Genomic DNA, 19,934 nt, shown 5'->3' on the forward strand with positions numbered 1-19,934 from the left:
AATCATCGCAGCGAAAGCTACCGGAGGTTTAGTTCAACAGTGTATTTGCGAAAAAACGGGCTGAAAGTAAACTTTCATCCCATTCTTTTCCTCTCGCAAAATTGCTTTTCTAAAAACAATACACTAATTTAGTTTTAGAAATGAGCAATTTGCTTGAACGGCTGAACTTGAGCTGCGTTCAAATTCTCTCCCGTTCTTCGCAAATACTCGGCTCGTTATAGGGTATTTTAAAACGACAACCGTGCTAACAACAAACAGTGAACATTACGACAGAAATAAGAACGCTCTACAATCCCATTCAACCGACAGTCAGACAATCGGCTGACAACGTAACCTACACGGAATTTCTGCCCGACATCACACTTCAACCTTATATTTATTGCTATTGGCAACTAAAAACAATACAGAAACTTTCTGAACAATTTAATTACCGTGTTGTAGCTGACGGTTGCATTGACATCTATTTTGAACTCAACAATCCGAAAGAAAATTATGTAATGGGTTTCTGTAAAAAGTTTACGGAATTTCCGCTTGACAATGCTTTCAACTACATTGGTGTTCGTTTTCTGCCGACAATGTTTCCGCAACTTTTCAAGATAAACGCAATGGAATTAAGCAATCGTTACGAACACTTACATTCGGTTGTTCCACATTTGTCCGACTTTATTACAAACAATTTCAATGAAACTCAACAGCAGGACGAAATAAAAAATTTGCTTGACAGTCATTTTCGTGAACTGACAAACAAAACAACATTTGACAATGACAACAGACTTTACGGAGCGATAGAACTCATTCTGAAAAACTTTGGAATGCTTGACATTGAAAAAGATTTAGAAACAGGTATTAGCACAAGGCAACTTCGCAGACTTTTTGAGTTTTACATTGGCGACACCGCCAAAACATTCAGCAAAGTTGTCCGTTTTCAAAATATTCTCAAAGCCAAACCATCAAGCCAAAGTCTGCGACAAAACAAACTATTCTTTGACGTGGGTTATTACGACCAATCGCACTTTATAAAAGAGTTCAAAAATTTTTATGGCGTTACGCCAAGCAAAGCATTTGGCAGATGAATTTGTCCGATTTTTACTATTCCAAAAGTTTCTGTTGTATGAACTTTGCATCGTTAATCAAATTCAAAAACAATGAAGCGAATAGTTTTAATCATTGCTACATTTTGCTTAACGGCAAATGTATTTTCACAAACAAATTCAGTAACTAAAAAAGAAATCAAGATGAAATTAAATGCAGGTATCGTAACATCAAAATTGGCAGAAACAAAAGAGTTTTACACCAACACACTGAACTTTGGCGTAACGTTTGAAAACGAATTTTACCTTTTGTTACACACGCCAAACCACGAAGCGGAAATCAGCTTTTTGCTTCCAAACCACCCAAGCCAACAACCGATTTTTCAGCACCCCTTCCAAAATCAAGGTGTTTATCTGACCATTGAAGTAGATGACGTGGACAGCATTTACCAAGAACTGAAAAAGAAAGGTGTTGAAATAAAAATTGACATTCGCAACGAATCTTGGGGCGACAGACATTTTGCCATTCAAGACCCAAATGGCGTTGGTATTGACATCGTAAAATATTCGCCACCGACAGAAGAGTAAAAAAACGCCCTATAACATAGCATTGGCAAAATGGCGGGTTCTGTGCTAAATTGAACATTCGGTTTTCAAATGAACATTAGTACTAAATTGAAAGTAAGTGCTTCAAAATCCGCCACTTCGCCAAGCTGCAAAACGTTAGCTGTAATCCTATAAAAAACTCGTACAGAAAGGAATTAAATGAATTTAATAGAACTAAAATGAATGCGAAAATTCTTGAAATATTGCTATACTTTCCTACCCTAATTCTAGTTGTTTCTATCTTAATTTTTCCATTTTATATCAATAAAAAAATTGAATTTCTGAATTATAACAAAATAACTAAAATTTTATTTCTATCAATAAGCTGTTTAATAATTTCTGTGATACTAACTTTTGCTTTTACTTATTGGTCAATAGAATTATCAAAAAATATTTTACTTAAAAATTTTGGATATAATGAAAATGGAATGGATGAATTTGAATATTATCAAAATGTAAAACCTGAATTTTTTAAATAAAGCGAAAGAAATTAGGGAAAGCCAAATGGGAATTGGTTGGCCTTTAAAAGCTTTTTTTATGTTTGTAATTTTCACATTACCATATGAAATTATTATAAGTGTAATTCTAGGAATTAGAAATAAGAAGGACTACAGCTAACAAGGGTAACTGTTGCACAACTCTTATTTTAGACACAAAAACATAAAATAGTATAAATAAAAAGCTCCTTCACAGGAGCTTTTTGGTTTATGCGACATTATTGATAAACTCTTTTTCGAGGATGCCGTCTACTATTTTTTCAACCTTATCGATGTTTGCTTTTAGTAATTCGTTGTCTTCTATTTGTTCTATTTCGTGGAACTGTACATGTTTGTTAAACTCTTGCAGTTTGGCGTAATAACGTTTCAATTCTGCTTTGTTGAACAAGTTTCCATTCTTCACATAAATCACATGTATTTTTGATTTGATGTATTGCGAAACTTGCAATATATCACCTCTATTGCGTGATATATCTATCGAATAGAAAATAGATTTCAAGTATTCGCTTTTAGAAGTGGGCTCTTTTACCAACCAATATGTTGTCTTAGGACTTGCTGCTATCGGAATAATATTCAGCACCTTATTTGGAAACAAACATGCCATTTCCCATGCTAATCCTCCACCTAAGTCTGCACCAATAATGGCAAAAATCTCGTCTACTTCCAATTCAAATAACGTCAACCAAAACAATACCGCTACATCGCGTGCTGTAATGTGATCGCGTGGTATATAGTCGTACTTTATGGTTTCGGAAACGCCATTTCCAGGAATATCTATACAGATTACCGTATACTCATTAAGATCAATTGCTTTGTTTTTTCCCATGACCCCATCCCAATGATAGGTACAATCTGAATCTCCGTGTAAGGAATGGTTAATCAAAATGACTGGAGCTGTTCCTAATGGAAGTCCAAAAAGTTGAAATGTTACCGAAACATTGTTTAAGATTGTGTTGTCCTCTAAGGGCCAAACTGGGATCGTTACTTGTTGTAAACTTTGCATTGTTTTTAATTTTATATTGGTAATTGTTGTTTTTGTTCAAAAAAAATCCCCATCGAAACTCGACGGGGAAACCTAAAATATATTAAAAAATAAAATCTCTTTTTAGTATACATGACTTTCCCACGTCTGGATATTCCAAACCTGTTTGCGAATCGACATATATAAGCACGTAAACTTCATTTTTTAATTACTTTGTTATTCAAATGTATAAAATAATTTTCGGCAAACAATTAAAATTATCTTAATTATTTGTAAAATTTTCTAAATCTCTATTTTTAATAGCGAAGTCGAAATATCTTCTTGAGGAGATTATAGAGGTGTTTTCTTAATGAGAAGTTGAAATGAATTCAACTTAACAGACTTGTTAAGTCACCCTAAACTCGTTTCAGGATCGCATCTAATACAGAATATAAAAATTATAACCACATAGAGACATAGGTTTAACAATGTTGATGAATAGAGATAAATTGAAAAATGAATAAGTGAACTAGTATTACGATGTATCTATATGGTAGAATATAAAAAAACAAATCAAGTAATTATTCAAACCTTTATTCTCGAAACAATATCCAATTTAGAATAAAATTCTAAGTGATCATTTTAAAATAAAATTATTAGAAAAGATTACTACATATTCAATTTTTTATGTAGTTTTACACCGTATTTCGAATCGTAGAAAACGATACCAACCGAGAGGAGTCTCCACGGTGGTAAAACAATACGGGAGTTCATCCAAAAACAACGAAAAATCCCCTATTATCGAAATACAATAATTGTTTTATTTTAACTATTTATTGTATGTCACAAAACATTTCTGAGCTTAATTTAGCTCCTATATCAGATGAAAAATTGGTCGATTTTATCAATCAACAATTGCCTATTAAAGTTCCTGCGCTAAAAGATCATATTATTGAAGAATTCAAGAGAAGAGGTTTGGATTATCGCCATCTATACAATGTAAAAACAGATGAATTGAATATCAAACTTCCGCTTAGTTTGATTGATGGTTGCTTGTTCGAGCGTAATATTCCCAAACCGCCTTTGGTAGGTAATTTCTACGCTGTTGTACATAGATTGAGAAACTTTTTGCAACATAGCAAAGAATTGAACGGAAAACGCCTTAAAACGTTTCATTATATCTTCGATCAACTTTATTTACCTTATGAATTGATTGATATTATTTCGGAAGATGATGTCAAAAATCTAACTGAAGATGATGTATTTATTACCTTCAAAAACTCGAAACAACATTTCCCGAACGATAAGATTATCAATAAAATTCCGAAAAATAATTTATTGATTACCGTCGACAAAGGGAATTATTACCGCGGTTTGGATAAAGTAATTTTGTCGCATCAAAATACGATTATCAGAGAAGAAAACTTGAATAACGTAACTGCATAACTGAAATTGCTTTCGACAAATCTCTATATTTGTTGAAAGCAATTTTATATGACGCCAGAAAAAAGAGAATTAGTAGAAGCAAGTTTTAATCGTTCGGAAACCTTAAAATTTTATAACGCATCACTTATCGAATGCGAAACGGACTATGTTTCGATTAAGATTCCAAAACAAGAAATGATGACACGTAAACACGGAATGTTTAATGGTGCTATGATTGCTTCTTTGGTTGATGTTTCATCTGGTTATGCTGCTGTTTCTCACTATGACGACGATTGTTATGTGGTAACAGTTGAGTTAAAGGTGAATTATTTACGACCTGCTTTGGGTGATTATTTACTATCAAAAGCCTATGTGATAAAAGGCGGAAAAAAGATAAGCACCATACGCACAGAGATTTTTGTGGTTGACGAAACGACGAACAAAGAAACGCATGCTGCTACTTCTTTGGTAACTATGATGAGAATAAAATGATGCAAAATTTTCTTACCATTGATTATTTAGAACACGGAAATGAAATACAACACAATGTGTTTCATTTGTTGCGCAATCATCAAATTTTAGAAAAACTTGACACATACAAACCTATTGTAGTAGGTACAATTCCCATTGAAATCAATATTGAAAATAGTGACATTGATATTATTGGTGAAACATCTAATTTTGAAAACGCTACAAATCATTTAACCGAGAATTTTTCTCATTATTTTGAATTTAAAATCAATCAATTAATAAACAATAACGAAATTTGTTTGACGTGTAATTTTAGAATTGATACGTTTGAAATTGAGATTTATTTAGAGAATAAGATTCCAACCGAACAAAATGCCTATCGACATATGCTCATTGAGGCGAAACTACTTGAAAAATTTGACGAACCATTCAAAAACAAAATCATCGAACTTAAAAAGAATGGGTACAAAACTGAACCTGCTTTTGCAAAAGTTCTTGAGTTAAAAGGTAATCCATATCTCGCCTTATTGGAGTATGAAGTAGATTAAACAGTTTTCTTATAACGCAATTAATTAAATCAATTCAACTTGTTATTTTCTTCTTTTTTGTTGATTTAATTTTATAAAAAATCGCAGAATGAAAATAAGAGAATTACAATTGTTTACAAATGAGCTAGAAAAAACAAAATCATTTTATACAACTATTTTAGCTTTTGATTTAATTGAAGAAACCGAAAATCAGTTTAGTTTACAAGTTGGTTGGACAAGATTAACTTTTATAAAATCGAACGAAGAACATATTTATCATTTCAGTTTTTTAGTTTGTAAAAATCAATTCGAAAAGGCATTTGATTGGATACAAAATAAAACTAAAATCCTAAACACCGATGCTGATCAATACATTGCAAAGTTCGAAAATTGGAATGCACAATCTTTTTATTTCTATGATGGAGCTAGAAATCTTGCTGAGATGATTACACATTATAATTTAGCTTATGAGAACGATGCAGAATTTGATCAACATTCTATTTTAGGAATTTCTGAAATTGGCTTACCTACAACTGATATTGAGGCTACCAATCAATTATTAGAAGAGAAAACAACATCTAAATTCTGGAAAGGAGATTTTGAAAGATTTGGCACAAACGGCTCAGATGAGGGGAAAATATTATTACCAAATTATTTTATCAAAACAACTTGGTTTCCTACAACTGATACAATAACTCCTACTCCATTTACAGCTATTTTGGAAAATGAAAATTGTTATTCAAAAGTGATTTTCAATAATAATAAATTAAATATATCTAATCTTGCCATTTTATAAAAAATAAGCATTGAATAAAAAGTGATATCTTAAGGGTAAAAAAAAATGGGATTGTAACTTTGCATTCCAAATATCTAAAAATGGTAAACTTTATATTAATCGCAGTCTGTATAATCGCCGGAATGGTGTTTAAAGCAACAAAATCTATACATCCTGATGCTCATAAAGGGATCAATACGTGGATCTTATATTTGGCTTTACCAGCAGTCTCGTTTAAGTATTTACCAAAAGTAGAATGGTCGCAAGAAATGTTATTTCCTATCTTTTCTACTGTCATTATTGCCGTTGGAAGTTTGTTTTACATGAAATTCTACAGCAAAGCAAAAGGCTATTCGGAGCGTTCGAGAAGAACATTGGAATTGGCAAGCGGCTATAGCAATACATCTTTTATTGGCTTTCCTTTGATTTCAGCATTTTATGGAGAAAAGTATTTGAGTATTGCGATTATTTGTGATCAAACCATGTTTTTGTGCTTATCAACCATCGGAATAGTTTCTGCATTAAAAGGAGGAAGCAATGGATCTGGAGCAATAGATTCCAAATTTATCTTGAAACGATTATTTACTTTCCCTCCATTTTTGGGTTGTATAAGTGCATTGATTTTATCTCAATTTATCGACTTATCTCCTGCCGAACCATTCTTCGACAAATTAGCTGCAACCGTAGGTCCATTGGCTTTATTTTCGGTTGGATTGCAATTAAAGTTTAATGGTTGGAGAAAATTATGGTCACAAATTTCGATGTCTATGGTTTACAAATTAATGATTGCGCCTGCAGTTGTAATGCTTTTAGCCATCGTAATTGGAATAAAAGGTGATGTGGCTAAAATCTCTATTTTTGAAGCTGCTATGCCTACTTTAGTGACATCGAGTATTATTGCGGAACAATTTAAACTCAACACCAAACTAACCAATTTGATTATTGGAATCAGTATTATTGTAGGCTTTTTTACAGCTGCTTTTTGGTATGAAATGATACAATTGTTTATTCAGTAGATTTAACTGTTACAGTTTTTATTAAAATTGTATCGAGAATTAAGATAAATTTTATCTTCTAAAACCTTATTCTCGATACAAAATTCTAAAAAGAATTTCACTAGAATTGACGGTTTTATTTCAATACTTCTTTCAAAAACAATAATGTATGTTGCCAAGCTCTATCTGCCATTACTTTATTGTAATCAGGTGATTCTGGATTGGTAAACGTATGTTTTGAATTTGCGTAAGTTATCATTTGCCAATCTGTTTTTCCTTCGTTCATTTCAATTACTAAATTCGAAATATCTTCGGGTTTTACAGATTCATCTTCAGCAGGATGTTCAATCAAAACTTTTGTTTTAAGAGGAATATTTTTTCGAACAGCATCTTTTGCTAATCCACCATGAATAGAAACAACGCCCACAACAGCTAATTGCGCACGAGCAGCTTCTAATGCGCCTGTTCCTCCAAAACAATAACCAATTACAGCAATTTTACTTGGATCTGCACCAGCTTTGATTAACTCTTTCAACGCTAAATCAATTCTTTTTTGATAAGCTGCATAATCAGACTTGTATTTTCCTGCTGCTTTAGCCGCTTCCGCATTATCTTTCGGATTGTTTCCTTCTCCATAAATATCTGCAACAAACGCAATATAGCCTTCTTTTGCTAAATCTATTGCAGCTTGTTTTGCTTCGTTATCAGCTCCTTTCCAAGCCGGTAAAATCAAAACTCCTGGACTTTTCTTTGTTGTGTTATCAGTTACTAAACCGTTCAATTTTTGCGAACCATCTTTATAAGCAACTTGTTTTAGGTTTTGCGCATTTGTCGTATTCATCATCAATACAATTAAAAATAAACATTGAATTACATTTTTCATCTACTAAAAAATTTAAGACATTAAGATAAAAAGAACTAATTTTATATCGGATATTGAATTGAATATTTAACACAATTAGCATGGAACTTATTACATTAAAAACATTTGAAAGCCCTATTGAAGCACATATTTTACGTTCGAAATTAGAGAGTGAACAGATTGATGCTTTTGTTTTTGATGAACATTCGGTTGGGATTAATCAGTTTTTGTCGAATGCTATTGGTGGTGTGAAAGTAAAAATTAAGAAAGAAGATACTGATCGTGCCATGAAAGTTTTAGAAGAAATTGATGCTTCAAATTACACCAATGATTTGGATGAAATTCTTGTTTGTCCAAAATGTGGAAGCAATGAGTATTACAGCAATTACAAGTCAATGAAAGGTGGAAAAGGCTTACTTTCTTTATTATCTTCTATCATATTTTGGGTCTACCCTATTTACTACAAAAACGTGTTCAAATGCAAGAAGTGTGGTGAAGAATTTAATGGTTTACAATAAAAAAAGAACGACAAGAAATTGCCGTTCTTTATGAACAAAAATATATGATTTTTATTGATTAAATTGTCCAACGCAATAAGCTTGCTCCCCAAGAGAAACCTGCACCAAAGGCTGTCAACATCAATAAATCTCCTTTCTTTAATTTTGATGTATTTTCCCAAATACACAACGGAATTGTCGCTGCAATTGTGTTTCCGTAATTCTCAATATTGATTAAAGTTTTACCTTCTTCAATATTAATTTCATTACCAACAGCGTCAATAATTCGTTTATTCGCTTGATGCGGAACCAACCAATTTACATCTTCAACAGAAAAATCGTTGCGTTTCAAAACATTGACACAGGTATCACTCATTGATTGAATTGCATTTTTGAATACAATTTTTCCATCTTGTCTAATGTAACGCTTCTCATCAACCAACAACTGTGAACTCGCTGGATACAAAGAACCACCTCCTTCTATATTCAAGAATTCTTTTCCAGTTCCATTACTCTGTAACAAAGCATCCAAAATTCCTTCTTCATTTGTAGGCTCTAACCAAACTACACCAGCTCCGTCTCCAAACAAAATATTTGTCGAACGATCTTTGATGTCTACATACGCACTAATTTTATCAGCTCCAATGACCAAAACATTTTTGTAACGTCTACTTTCAATCAACGAAGCGCCCATGTCCAACGCGTACAAAAATCCAGAACAAGCTGCATTCATATCAAATGCCCAAACATTCTCTATTCCTAACTTTTCGCATACAATATTTGCTGTAGCAGGCATCAACATATCTGGTGTAGAAGTCGCAACAATCAACGCATCAACATCTTTGATGTCTTTTTTGTATGTATCAATTAAATTCTGAATTGCACTAACCGCCATATCAGAAGTCGCTAAACCTTCTTCTAAAATACGACGTTCTTTAATTCCCGTTCTTTTTACAATCCATTCATCAGAAGTGTCTGTAATCTTTTCTAAATCGGAATTAGTTCGTTTATTTTCTGGCACATAACCACCGATTGCTGAAATATGTGCAAATATTTTTTTTGTAAAATCTACCACCATAAAATTCTTTTCATTCAAATTTCATGTATCGATTATCTACTAAAAGACGCATCAATTAAAATTTGAGCAACAAAGGTCTATCCAATTTAACAAATTAGTTAGCGAAATAAACGTAATAATATGTCAAAAAGACGTTTTTAGAAAATTTTCACATTTGCATTGATTTACATCAATTATTAGTTAGAAGCAATAAAAGTTGTTGGCGAAACACCTGCATAATTTTTGAAAAATTTACTAAAAACGGAAGTGTCTATAAAATTTAATTCTGTCACAACATCAGAAACACTATATTTTGGGTTCTTTAGTAAGACTTTAGCTTCTAAAACAATGGCTTCGGCAATGATTTGTTTGGGTGATTTATTAAAGACTTCAACGATGATTTTAGTTAAATGCTTACGACTAATAAACATTTCATCTGCATAAAACTGTACATTACGTTGACGACGAAAATGAGTTGAAACTAAATACAAAAACTGCTTAGCCAATTCTTCTTTTCTAACTTCTTTCGTTGTACTTTTCGCCATTACAGCTTGGTTGTAGTAATTTCCCATCTCGTACATCAAGACCGAAAAATGATGTAAAACCAAATCTTTTGCAAAGATATTTTCATTCTTGATGGTATATTTACTAATCTTATTCAGATTGTAGCGCATATCACGTACAATCTTTTTATCTAAAGAAATGATTTTAGGATATTTGGACGATAAAAATTCTACTAAATTATTGGATTTCACGTGAAAACCAGCTTCAATAATCAAATCTGAATCAATAAAGATTGCTTGAACAGCAAAATCAGCCGAATGCTCTATAATCTCGAACAACTGACCTGGAAGAACCACAATAATATCATCACGTTTGATCAATGTTGGTTCTAAATTTACCGTGATTTCACATGTTCCTGCAGTAATTAAAATCAACCCAAGCGACGTAAACTTATAAGGTTTTCGTTTTACAAAATAATAATTGTTTTCAGGACCTACATCAAAGATTGCTAACCGACGATCGGTAGCTTCTTCTTTGTAAGTTCTTAAAATATTATCAATTGAATAAAGTTGAATATAATCACTCATTTTTAGCTTTTATTATTTCTAATACAATGTTAAAAGATTTTTTTGACAAGTAAAAACACAAATGCGTCTTTTTAACAAAATCTTACGTCATTTTGGTATATCTAATAACCTCTTTCTAATGAAACTTCATTCAATAAAGTTTCGTTATTTTTCATTCTGTTGTAGTTATCTGCAACTTGTTTTAGAGCAGTTGTTGCATTTGTAACACTCGCAATATGAGGTGTTACATAAACATTTTCATTCGTCCAAAAAGGGTGATTTTCTGGTAAAGGTTCTTCTACAAAAACATCTAAATAAGCCTCTTTTATTTGTTTTTCTTCGATTGCAATTAATAAATCCTTTTCGATCAAATGTGCTCCACGACCAACATTCATCAAAACTGTATAAGCTGAACATTGTGCAAAAAAGTCTTTGTTCAAAATACCTTTTGTATCACCTGTCAAAGGCAAAATATTGACAATAAAATTAGTATTAGAAATCACAGCATTCAAGCCTTCTTTTCCAACAAAAGATTCTACTCCATTTATATTTTTAGGCGAATTCGACCAACCTTTGACTTGAAAACCTAAAGTAACAAATTGCTCCGCTACTAACTTTCCGATTTCACCTAATCCTAAAATAGTGATAGTTGTTTCCTTGATATTTTGATAAGTAGTAGGCTTCCATTCTTTACGAACTTGATCTTTATAATACGTCAACAAATTTTTCATTGAAGTCATAACACAAGCCAAAACATGTTCAAACATTTCTTGTTTCAAAGCAGGATCGACAATACGTGTTACCTTTATTGAATCTGGAATTTTGGTATGCAACAAATGGTCAATTCCTGCTCCAACAGATTGTACAACTTTTAGATTTGGAAATTCAGACACATAATTTTTGTGCGGTTTCCAAGTTGCAATAAATTCTACATCTTCTGGATTTGAGATATTTGGATAAACTTCAACTTTCGTATCTGGCAACAATTCTTGTAAATTTCTTTGCCATTCTTCTGTTGGTTTTTGATTGAATATTAACGCTACACTCATAATTGATTACTTTAAAACAAATGTAAATAACTCTAAATTAATCACACATTAAATTTGACGATTTGTCAGATTTCTTACATTTGGATTAGAATTTGAAAGAGTTCAAACAAATATATTTTAACTAAAAAAATACACCATAAATGGCAAATCCGTTATTAGAAAAATTTGAAACACCTTTTGAAAGTGCTCCTTTTTCTAAAATCAAAATTGAAGATTACAAACCTGCTTTTATCCAAGCAATTGAAGAAGCGAAAGCTGAAATAGATGCAATTACTGCGAATCCTGAAGCGCCAACTTTTGCAAATACAATTGAAGCAATGGAGCTTTCTGGTGAAAAATTAGGACGAATTTCTTCAATTTTCTTCAACCTTAATTCTGCTGAAACAAATGATGAAATTCAAGAAATTGCACAAGAAGTTTCGCCTTTATTATCTGAATTTGGAAATGATGTTCGCTTAAATCAAGATTTATTTGAACGAATTAAAGTCGTTTATAATCAAAAGGATTCGTTGAATTTAACAGATGAACAAGCTTATTTATTAGAAAAAAAATACAAAGGTTTTTCGAGAAATGGGGCAAATTTGAACGAAGAAGATAAAAATAAACTGCGCGAAATTGATAAACAATTGGCAATGCTTTCATTACAATTTGGTCAAAATGTTTTGGCTGAAACTAATGCATACGAATTGATTATTACTGATGAAAATGATTTGAAAGGTTTACCTCAATATGCTATTGATCAAGCAAAAGCCGATGCAGAACAAAAAAATCACGAAGGTTGGTTGATTACCTTACAAGCACCAAGCTATATTCCGTTTATGCAATACGCAGAAAATCGTGAATTAAGAGAAAAATTGTTTAGAGCAAATGGAGTAAAAGCCTATCAAAATAATGAATTTAACAACGAAGAAAATGTCAAAAATATCGTAAAACTTCGTCACGAACGTGCTAAAATATTAGGTTATAAAACGCATGCTGATTATGTTTTGGAAGAACGTATGGCAAAAACACCAACAACTGTTTTAGATTTCTTGAATGATTTATTAACGAAAGCAAAACCATTTGCGGAAAAAGAAATTGAGGAATTAACTGCATTTGCAAAAGAAACTGATGGGATTGAAACATTGCAACGTTGGGATCATGCGTATTATGCTGAAAAATTAAAACAGAAAAAATTCAGTCTTTCTGACGAAGAATTGAAACCTTATTTTCAGTTAGAAAATGTGATTCAAGGAGCTTTTGATGTCGCAACAAAATTGTATGGAATTACATTTAAAGAAATTCATAAAATTGATAAATACAACGATGAAGTAACAACTTATGAAGTTCTAGATAAAAATGGTGCGTTCTTAAGTTTATTGTATGCAGACTTTTTCCCGCGCGCAGGAAAACGCCCTGGTGCTTGGATGACAAGTTATAGAGAAGCTTCTAATGTGAATGGAAACACCAAACGTCCGCACATTTCGATTGTTTGTAATTTTACAAAACCAACGAAAGACACGCCGTCATTATTGACATTTCAGGAAGTGACAACATTGTTCCACGAATTTGGACATGCGCTACACGGAATGTTACCAAATACAACGTACGAAAGTCTTTCTGGAACAAATGTTTATTGGGATTTTGTTGAATTACCCTCTCAATTTTACGAAAACTTTTGTTACGAACCTGAAGCTTTAAAATTATTTGCAAAACATTATCAAACAGGAGAAATTATTCCGCAAGAATTAATTGAAAAAGTAAAAGCTTCTTCAAGTTTTATGGAAGGTTATCAAACTGTTCGTCAATTGAGTTTTGGATTATTGGATATGGCTTATCATGCGAATGATTTGGCTGAAATCAATGATTTACAACAATTTGAAAAAGAAACTTTCAAACAAACAGAGTTGTATCCAGAAATTGATAAAAATATGATGAGTACATCCTTCTCTCATATTTTTCAAGGTGGATATTCATCTGGTTATTATTCATATAAATGGGCAGAAGTTTTGGATGCAGATGCCTTTGCATTCTTCCAAGAAACTGGAATTTTCAATCCAGAAACAGCTCAAAAATTCTATAAACTTTTATCATCTGGAGGAACAGTAGAACCGATGAAATTGTACGAAGAATTTAGAGGTCATAAACCAACAGCAGATGCTTTATTAAAGCGTGCTGGATTAATATAAATTGAAAATCCGACTACTAAAAGTAGTCGGATTTTTTTATAATACTATTGTTTAATTAATGCAAACTTTCTTCGTGTTGCGACAAATCTAAGCCTTCGAACTCCGCTCTATCACTCACACGTAAGTGAATCATTTTATTCGTAATATAAAATAACGCAATCGCACCGAAAAAAGTAAATAACGAAACAAGCAACAAAGCAATCATATGATGTGCAAACACATGTATCCCTCCATGTAATAAGCTTGCATTTTCTCCATGTGCAAAAATAGCTGTCAAAATCATTCCCATGATTCCTCCGACTCCATGACATGCAAAAACATCTAGAGTATCATCAACTCGTTTTAATACTTTCCAATGAACCATTACATTTGAAACTATAGCAGTTATAAAGCCAAAAAATATACTTTCAGGAATTGTAACAAACCCACAAGCTGGAGTGATTGCTACTAATCCAACTACAGCCCCTATACACGCACCCATAGCAGAAACGCTACGACCATTAATTCTATCAAAAAGTATCCATGTCATCATTCCAGAAGCAGAAGCAATTGTTGTTGTTCCGAAAGCTAAAGCTGCTGTGGCATTTGCTCCCAAAGCTGAACCAGCATTGAAACCAAACCATCCGAACCATAACATTCCTGTTCCAAGCATAACAAATGGAATATTTGCAGGTTTGTGTTCTCTGTTTTTACGTTTACCTATCACCAAAGCTCCTGCCAATGCTGCAAATCCAGCACTCATATGAACAACAGTTCCTCCAGCAAAATCTTTCACTCCAAAATATTTATTCAATAAACCTTCTGGATGCCAAACCATATGACAAAGCGGTGTGTAAATGATTAAACTAAATAAAATCATAAATAACAAATATGAAATGAAACGTACTCTTTCAGCAAAAGAACCTGTTACAAGCGCTGGTGTAATGACTGCAAATTTCATTTGAAACAATGCAAATAAGACAAATGGAATTGTAGATGCCATGTCTTTGTGTGGAAATGCCCCGACATGATTAAAAAATGGATAACTTAATGGATTACCAATAATTCCGTAATGTTCTCCATTTATTGTAAAACCGATTGATTCACCAAAAGACAGTGAAAACCCAACTACAACCCACAAAATCGAAATCACACCTAAGGCAATAAAACTTTGCAACATGGTAGAAATAACATTTCGTTTCCCCACCATTCCTCCATAAAAAAATGATAAACCTGGCGTCATCAATAACACCAATCCTGCAGCTGCTAAAATCCAGGCGACATCTGAATTTACAATATTTTCTTCGCTAAGAAATTCTCCTGTATTTGGAATATCTACAACTGGTTTCCAAAATAATCCAGCGAATGCAACTAGCGTTATAATTGCAAAAGCTACTTTCCATTTTAATCCAACTTTCATAAGTTTTTAATTTTAACCCTATCAAAATTAGATTATTTTTAAATAAAATCATTTATTTTTAATTACACCCTATAAAAATTAGGGGTTAAAATATTAATTTCACACTTTAAACATAGTTGCCCTATACAAATTCATAAAAAAAGATTCCAAAAAAGGAATCTTTTTATCAATTTGATTATTTAGTTTTTCTAAATTCTATCTAAAATATTCAATTATGTTAAATTCTGAATAATTTTCTGAAAAGCTTTTCTTGGGCTTCCATCAAAATAAACTTCGCCACAATAATGATAACCTAACTTTTCAAAAACACGCAACATTCCAATATTATCAAAGTTGGTATCAACTTTTATATTCTGTATTTTCTTTATAATTGCTATTTTTTCAATTTCATCCATCGTCCAAGTTCCTAAACCTTTTATCTTAACATCTTGTGCAACAGCCAATCGATGTATGACAATATATGGATCATCATTCATCCATTTTCCTTCAATTGCTGTATAAGCAGGTTCTATCTCATCAATAATTGCAACATATCCTATGATTAGATTATCAACATTCTCAATTATATAACCAAAACCATTTGAGATATCATTTTTTACAACATCTAGATTTGGATAACCATTTTGCCATTGATTACTTCCCTCCTCTTTTCTTTTCTCAATTGCTTGTTGCAAAATTTCCCAAATTCTATCTGCATCATTCAAAATAGCTTGACGTAAATTTAATCCAGTCTCCATATCTTATTTTTATTTTCAATATAAGTTATTTTTAAGCAAATCATAAGTTTTGATATTTAATTTTTTGATAAATTAATAGAACTAAACAATGTCATACAAACATGAGGTTTCCAAAATCTATAAAATATGTAAAAATACCTTGGCAACAAGTTTTAGCAATACTTATTTTATTACTCGCATTTGTATTTTTCAGAAGCGAACGCAAAGAAATGATGCAAATTATTCCGAGTATTCAAAGCGCAAAACCTATTTGGCTATTGATCGGTTTCGGAATAACGATTCTCTATATTTCGCTGCAAGCTGCAATGTATATCACAAGTTTCAAAGCAGTTGGTTTACCTCTTAAATTTTGGGACGCTGTCAATTTATTTCTCAAACGAAATTTTATCAGTGTTTTTCTACCAGCGGGCGGAATTAGTTCTTTGGCTTATTTACCCAAACAAATCAAAAAGCAACAATTTGAAACAAATAAAATCATTCAGGCAAGTTCTATTTATGGTTTTATTGGATTATTAACGGTTTTCATCATTGGTGTTCCCATCATTATTTATAGTATTTACGTCAACAAATATTTTAATGATTCGTGGATATCATTAGTCATTTTGGGCATAATTTTAATTCTAGTTTATTTCATTTATAACTCATTCAAAACCAAAAATAAATTCTATCAAATTATAGAAAATAAATTTCCAAAGATTACGGAAGAAATCAATCCAATTTTTGAAGCTTCTTTAGACAGGAAAAATATTAATCTCACAATTCTAATTTCAACAATCATCGAAATTACTGGGATTTTACACGTCTACATCGCAATGTTAGCGTTAGGTATTCAACCCACTTTTGATGCAGCAGCTTTGGCTTATACGATTTCTGTTTTATTGATGATTATTTCGCCTTTTTTGAGAGGTTTGGGTGCTGTAGAATTTACGATGGTGTATATTTTAACACAATTCGGCTATTCTCATAACCAAGGTTTAGCTACAACTTTATTGTACCGCGTTTTCGAATTTTGGCTGCCTTTAGGTTTTGGATGTTTGAGTTTTATGTGGCGTGGAAGAAAACTATTTGCACGAATTTTTCCTGCTGTTATGATTTTTACATTAGGAATGATTAATATAATTTCAGTCATCACTCCTCCTCTTGCAGAACGTTTGCATTTCGAAAAATTGTATTTACCAATCGAATTCATGCATCTTTCAAAATTGATGATTCTATTTGTCGGAATTGCTTTATTGATTACTTCATCTTATCTCATCAAAGGATTAAAATCTGCATGGATTTTTGCTTTAATATTTGCCATACTTTCATTTTTTGGAAATATATTCAAAGCATTGGATTACGAAGAAGCTGGATTCGCATTTTTCACAATCGTGCTATTAATTTACAGCAGGAATCAATATCCATTGAAAACAAATTTGAAACGATTAAGACAAGGATTCTCTATTTTTTTAATGGCATTTTTTGCAATTTTTATTTTCAATGTTTTAAGTTTTTATTTCATTGATAAACGTCATTTTGGTGTAGATTTCTCTTGGAATCAAGCTTTTTATTATACATTTCAAAACTTCTTATTATTCAGCGAAAACAATTTAGTTCCGAGAACAACCTTTGCCGAAGATTTTAAAGACATCAATATCTTTTTTTGGATTTAGTTCTTGGATATTATTGATTTTAGCATTTTTTAGAGCTAAAAATTATAACACAAAAGATATTCAGGACTATGAAGAAGCAGAAGAAATTGTCGAAAAATATGGAAATTCAGCATTAGATTATTTTAAATTAATGGATGATAAAACACTTTATTTTTCTTCAAATATTAATGGTTTTGTCGCGTATAAAATCGGTTTAAATTTTGCTATTGTTTTGGATAATGTTGTTTGTGATGCAAAGTATAAATCAGATTTAATTTCAGAATTCGAAAATTATTGTAAAACAAAAGGTTTGAAAACTGCTTATTATCGAGTTTCGGAAAATGATTTAATTGATTTCAAAAAGTTTAAAAAACAACATTTATTAATTGGACAAGAAGGAATTATTGAGGTTAATTCCTTTAATCTTCAAGGAAAAGAACGCAAATCGATGCGAAATGCATTGAATACTTTAGAGATAAAAGGTTTTAAAACAGAGGTTATTCTACCTCCTTTGACACAAGAATTTTTAAATGAAATTGAATCTGTTTCAAATGAATGGTTAAAAGAATTTGATAAAAGAGAAATTGTATTTGCTGAAGGCAAATTTGACAGAGAAATATTAAAAAGTCAGACTATTATTACGCTGAGAAATGAAGAAAATAAAGTAGTAACATTTCTGAATGTGATACCAGATTATGCAAATGACGAAATGACTTACGATTTGTTTCGCAGAACTGTCGATTCGCCAAATGGTAGTATGGATGCAGTGATAATTGCATTAATTAATCACGCCAAAGAGAATCAAAAGAAATACATCAACATTGGTTTAACTCCATTAGCTGGTTTAGATAAACCAAATAGTATTGCAGAACAACTAATGAAATTTGCTTATCAACGAATTGGGACGTTTAAACAATATCAAACAATGCGCAATTTCAAGGAAAAATACGCCAGTTATTGGATCAATAAATACATCATTTATGCTAGTGAAGTGGAACTTCTTCAACTTCCACAAGCGTTAAATAAAGTTATGAAAACTCAAGATGAAAACTAAATATTTCATATTATTTGGATTGATTATCACTTCAATTGGTTTGTATATCATTCGTACAAAAGGAGATGATATAGATATCAAAGATCCTTTACCGCTTAAAATATGGGAAAATAAAAATGAAACTAAACCTATCTTGTTTTATTTAAGTGGAGATGCTGGATTAGGACCTTTTTCAAAATCAATTTGTAAGAATCTACATCAAAAAGGTTATGATATTTATGCATTAAATTCTAAAGTTTATTTTTGGAACGAAAGAGATCCTAAAAAAACGGCTGAAATATTAAGTCAATTTTTGGAAGAAAAGTTCAAATATCACAAAAATCAAGAAGTTGTATTTATCGGCTATTCTTTTGGCGCTGATGCAATTCCATTTATTATCAATCAACTTCCTACAAAAACCAAAGACAGAATACATCAACTTATTCTTTTAGATCCGTATGAAACTGCTGATCTTGAGATTCATTATAAAAATTTAATTTTTGAAAATGTAAGCGGAAAATGGAATACAATTCCAGAAATTAATCAATTACCTAACTTACATTTATCTATTATTTTAAGTGATTATGGAAAAAATTATCCCTTCAATAAAATTACTTTAACCAATAAAAATATAATTTCTTTGGGTGGTAATCATCTCTTTAACCGAAATTATCAAAAAGTAACTGAGACTATTATCAAGCAACTAAGTAATTAATCATTAAATAAGAAAATATTCATTTAACATAATTACATCTTAAAATGTTCGGAATTTTTTTGATTTAAAATCTTCAAGCTCACTTTTAATTTGTTAATCCTAAAATAAGAATGAAACTTAATCATGATATTTAGTTGAATGATTTAAAAATTATCAGAATACTTTCTAGTTAACTAAAAATTTAAAACATAAAACCTCAAGAAATAAATCTTGAGGTTAGAATAAAAACTGGCGATGACCTACTCTCCCGCAATAGCAGTACCATCGGCACTGAAAGGCTTAACTTCTCTGTTCGGAATGGGAAGAGGTGAGCCCTTTCGTAATAATCACCCTAATATTTTTGTATTTTTAATCAGGTTTACATCCTGATAATTCGATAAAAAATCCTCAAGATAACATCTTGAGGATTTTAATAAAAACTGGCGACG

At 31.5% G+C, this 19,934-nt stretch carries 19 protein-coding genes, 1 rRNA gene and 1 riboswitch; of the genes, 12 read left to right on the top strand and 8 right to left on the bottom strand.

Annotated elements, in window-relative coordinates; all coding sequences use genetic code 11:
* The first annotated feature begins 257 nt into the window (after positions 1-257).
* Together B3R94_RS01690 and B3R94_RS01695 are read left to right on the top strand one after the other, a co-directional pair.
* On the top strand, positions 258-1,073 hold the full coding sequence (locus B3R94_RS01690; RefSeq protein WP_291089372.1) for an AraC family transcriptional regulator: 816 nt from the start codon (positions 258-260) through the stop codon (positions 1,071-1,073).
* Between the two features lie 162 nt (positions 1,074-1,235).
* Positions 1,236-1,619: a VOC family protein gene (locus B3R94_RS01695; protein WP_221856990.1), complete on the top strand. Its 384-nt coding sequence runs from the start codon at positions 1,236-1,238 to the stop codon at positions 1,617-1,619.
* A gap of 723 nt (positions 1,620-2,342) precedes the next feature.
* Here B3R94_RS01695 and B3R94_RS01700 read toward each other — a convergent pair.
* Positions 2,343-3,137: an alpha/beta fold hydrolase gene (locus B3R94_RS01700; protein ID WP_291098186.1), complete on the bottom strand. Its 795-nt coding sequence runs from the start codon at positions 3,135-3,137 to the stop codon at positions 2,343-2,345.
* 655 nt (positions 3,138-3,792) lie between these two features.
* Positions 3,793-3,887: riboswitch (SAM-I-IV-variant riboswitch) on the top strand.
* Positions 3,888-3,935: 48 nt separating this feature from the next.
* On the opposite strand from B3R94_RS01700, the gene B3R94_RS01705 reads away from it, so the two are divergent.
* The 5 genes from B3R94_RS01705 to B3R94_RS01725 all read left to right on the top strand — a co-directional run bounded on the left by B3R94_RS01705 (position 3,936) and on the right by B3R94_RS01725 (position 7,309).
* The gene (locus B3R94_RS01705) at positions 3,936-4,541 is read left to right on the top strand and encodes a hypothetical protein (protein WP_286476399.1); all 606 of its coding nucleotides are present in this window, start codon (positions 3,936-3,938) and stop codon (positions 4,539-4,541) included.
* 48 nt (positions 4,542-4,589) lie between these two features.
* Positions 4,590-5,012, top strand: a complete 423-nt coding sequence (locus tag B3R94_RS01710; protein ID WP_038337190.1) for a PaaI family thioesterase — start codon at positions 4,590-4,592, stop codon at positions 5,010-5,012.
* Entirely contained in the window at positions 5,009-5,539 is a 531-nt protein-coding gene (locus B3R94_RS01715; protein ID WP_125350461.1) for a DUF4269 domain-containing protein, read from the top strand. Before B3R94_RS01710 ends, B3R94_RS01715 begins: the two co-directional genes overlap by 4 nt.
* 88 nt (positions 5,540-5,627) lie before the next feature.
* A complete protein-coding gene (locus tag B3R94_RS01720) occupies positions 5,628-6,314 on the top strand; it encodes a VOC family protein (protein WP_115001181.1) in 687 nt (228 codons plus the stop codon).
* Positions 6,315-6,394: 80 nt separating this feature from the next.
* Positions 6,395-7,309, top strand: a complete 915-nt coding sequence (locus tag B3R94_RS01725) for an AEC family transporter (RefSeq protein ID WP_038337191.1) — start codon at positions 6,395-6,397, stop codon at positions 7,307-7,309.
* Between the two features lie 115 nt (positions 7,310-7,424).
* On the opposite strand, the gene B3R94_RS01730 is transcribed toward B3R94_RS01725, so the two are convergent.
* The gene (locus tag B3R94_RS01730) at positions 7,425-8,171 is read right to left on the bottom strand and encodes a dienelactone hydrolase family protein (RefSeq protein WP_221410155.1); all 747 of its coding nucleotides are present in this window, start codon (positions 8,169-8,171) and stop codon (positions 7,425-7,427) included.
* A gap of 80 nt (positions 8,172-8,251) precedes the next feature.
* Between B3R94_RS01730 and B3R94_RS01735 the strand changes: the two genes are divergently transcribed.
* Positions 8,252-8,668, top strand: a complete 417-nt coding sequence (locus B3R94_RS01735) for a DUF2007 domain-containing protein (protein ID WP_219035217.1) — start codon at positions 8,252-8,254, stop codon at positions 8,666-8,668.
* Positions 8,669-8,726: 58 nt separating this feature from the next.
* On the opposite strand, the gene B3R94_RS01740 is transcribed toward B3R94_RS01735, so the two are convergent.
* The 3 genes from B3R94_RS01740 to B3R94_RS01750 form a co-directional block, all read right to left on the bottom strand.
* The gene (locus tag B3R94_RS01740; protein WP_115001184.1) at positions 8,727-9,725 is read right to left on the bottom strand and encodes a beta-ketoacyl-ACP synthase III; all 999 of its coding nucleotides are present in this window, start codon (positions 9,723-9,725) and stop codon (positions 8,727-8,729) included.
* Between the two features lie 176 nt (positions 9,726-9,901).
* The gene (locus B3R94_RS01745; RefSeq protein WP_038337196.1) at positions 9,902-10,795 is read right to left on the bottom strand and encodes a helix-turn-helix domain-containing protein; all 894 of its coding nucleotides are present in this window, start codon (positions 10,793-10,795) and stop codon (positions 9,902-9,904) included.
* A gap of 101 nt (positions 10,796-10,896) precedes the next feature.
* Positions 10,897-11,823, bottom strand: a complete 927-nt coding sequence (locus B3R94_RS01750) for a 2-hydroxyacid dehydrogenase (protein WP_291098192.1) — start codon at positions 11,821-11,823, stop codon at positions 10,897-10,899.
* 140 nt (positions 11,824-11,963) lie between these two features.
* Between B3R94_RS01750 and B3R94_RS01755 the strand changes: the two genes are divergently transcribed.
* On the top strand, positions 11,964-13,991 hold the full coding sequence (locus B3R94_RS01755; RefSeq protein ID WP_291098195.1) for a M3 family metallopeptidase: 2,028 nt from the start codon (positions 11,964-11,966) through the stop codon (positions 13,989-13,991).
* Between the two features lie 55 nt (positions 13,992-14,046).
* Here the strand turns inward: B3R94_RS01755 and B3R94_RS01760 are convergent, their stop codons facing one another.
* Together B3R94_RS01760 and B3R94_RS01765 are read right to left on the bottom strand one after the other, a co-directional pair.
* Positions 14,047-15,390: an ammonium transporter gene (locus B3R94_RS01760; RefSeq protein ID WP_291098198.1), complete on the bottom strand. Its 1,344-nt coding sequence runs from the start codon at positions 15,388-15,390 to the stop codon at positions 14,047-14,049.
* Between the two features lie 212 nt (positions 15,391-15,602).
* A complete protein-coding gene (locus B3R94_RS01765; protein WP_115001191.1) occupies positions 15,603-16,127 on the bottom strand; it encodes a GNAT family N-acetyltransferase in 525 nt (174 codons plus the stop codon).
* A 101-nt stretch (positions 16,128-16,228) separates the two neighbouring features.
* Between B3R94_RS01765 and B3R94_RS01770 the strand changes: the two genes are divergently transcribed.
* From B3R94_RS01770 to B3R94_RS01780, 3 genes are read left to right on the top strand one after another with little or no spacing between them, the layout of a single operon-like run.
* Positions 16,229-17,779 carry a flippase-like domain-containing protein gene (locus B3R94_RS01770; RefSeq protein ID WP_291098201.1) on the top strand — a complete coding sequence of 517 codons (1,551 nt, stop codon included), beginning with the start codon at positions 16,229-16,231 and terminating at the stop codon, positions 17,777-17,779.
* Between the two features lie 13 nt (positions 17,780-17,792).
* Positions 17,793-18,812 (top strand): bifunctional lysylphosphatidylglycerol flippase/synthetase MprF, encoded by a 1,020-nt coding sequence (locus B3R94_RS01775; RefSeq protein WP_291098204.1) that lies wholly within the window; start codon positions 17,793-17,795, stop codon positions 18,810-18,812.
* Positions 18,802-19,506 carry an AcvB/VirJ family lysyl-phosphatidylglycerol hydrolase gene (locus B3R94_RS01780; protein ID WP_291098207.1) on the top strand — a complete coding sequence of 235 codons (705 nt, stop codon included), beginning with the start codon at positions 18,802-18,804 and terminating at the stop codon, positions 19,504-19,506. The genes B3R94_RS01775 and B3R94_RS01780 overlap by 11 nt, the downstream gene beginning before the upstream one ends.
* Before the next feature lie 226 nt (positions 19,507-19,732).
* On the opposite strand, the gene rrf is transcribed toward B3R94_RS01780, so the two are convergent.
* A 5S ribosomal RNA gene (rrf, locus tag B3R94_RS01785) occupies positions 19,733-19,840 on the bottom strand.
* Positions 19,841-19,934 lie beyond the last annotated feature (94 nt).

The sequence above is a fragment of the Empedobacter sp. UBA7611 genome, from assembly GCF_002484365.1.
In the GTDB taxonomy this organism is placed as follows: domain Bacteria; phylum Bacteroidota; class Bacteroidia; order Flavobacteriales; family Weeksellaceae; genus Empedobacter; species Empedobacter falsenii_B.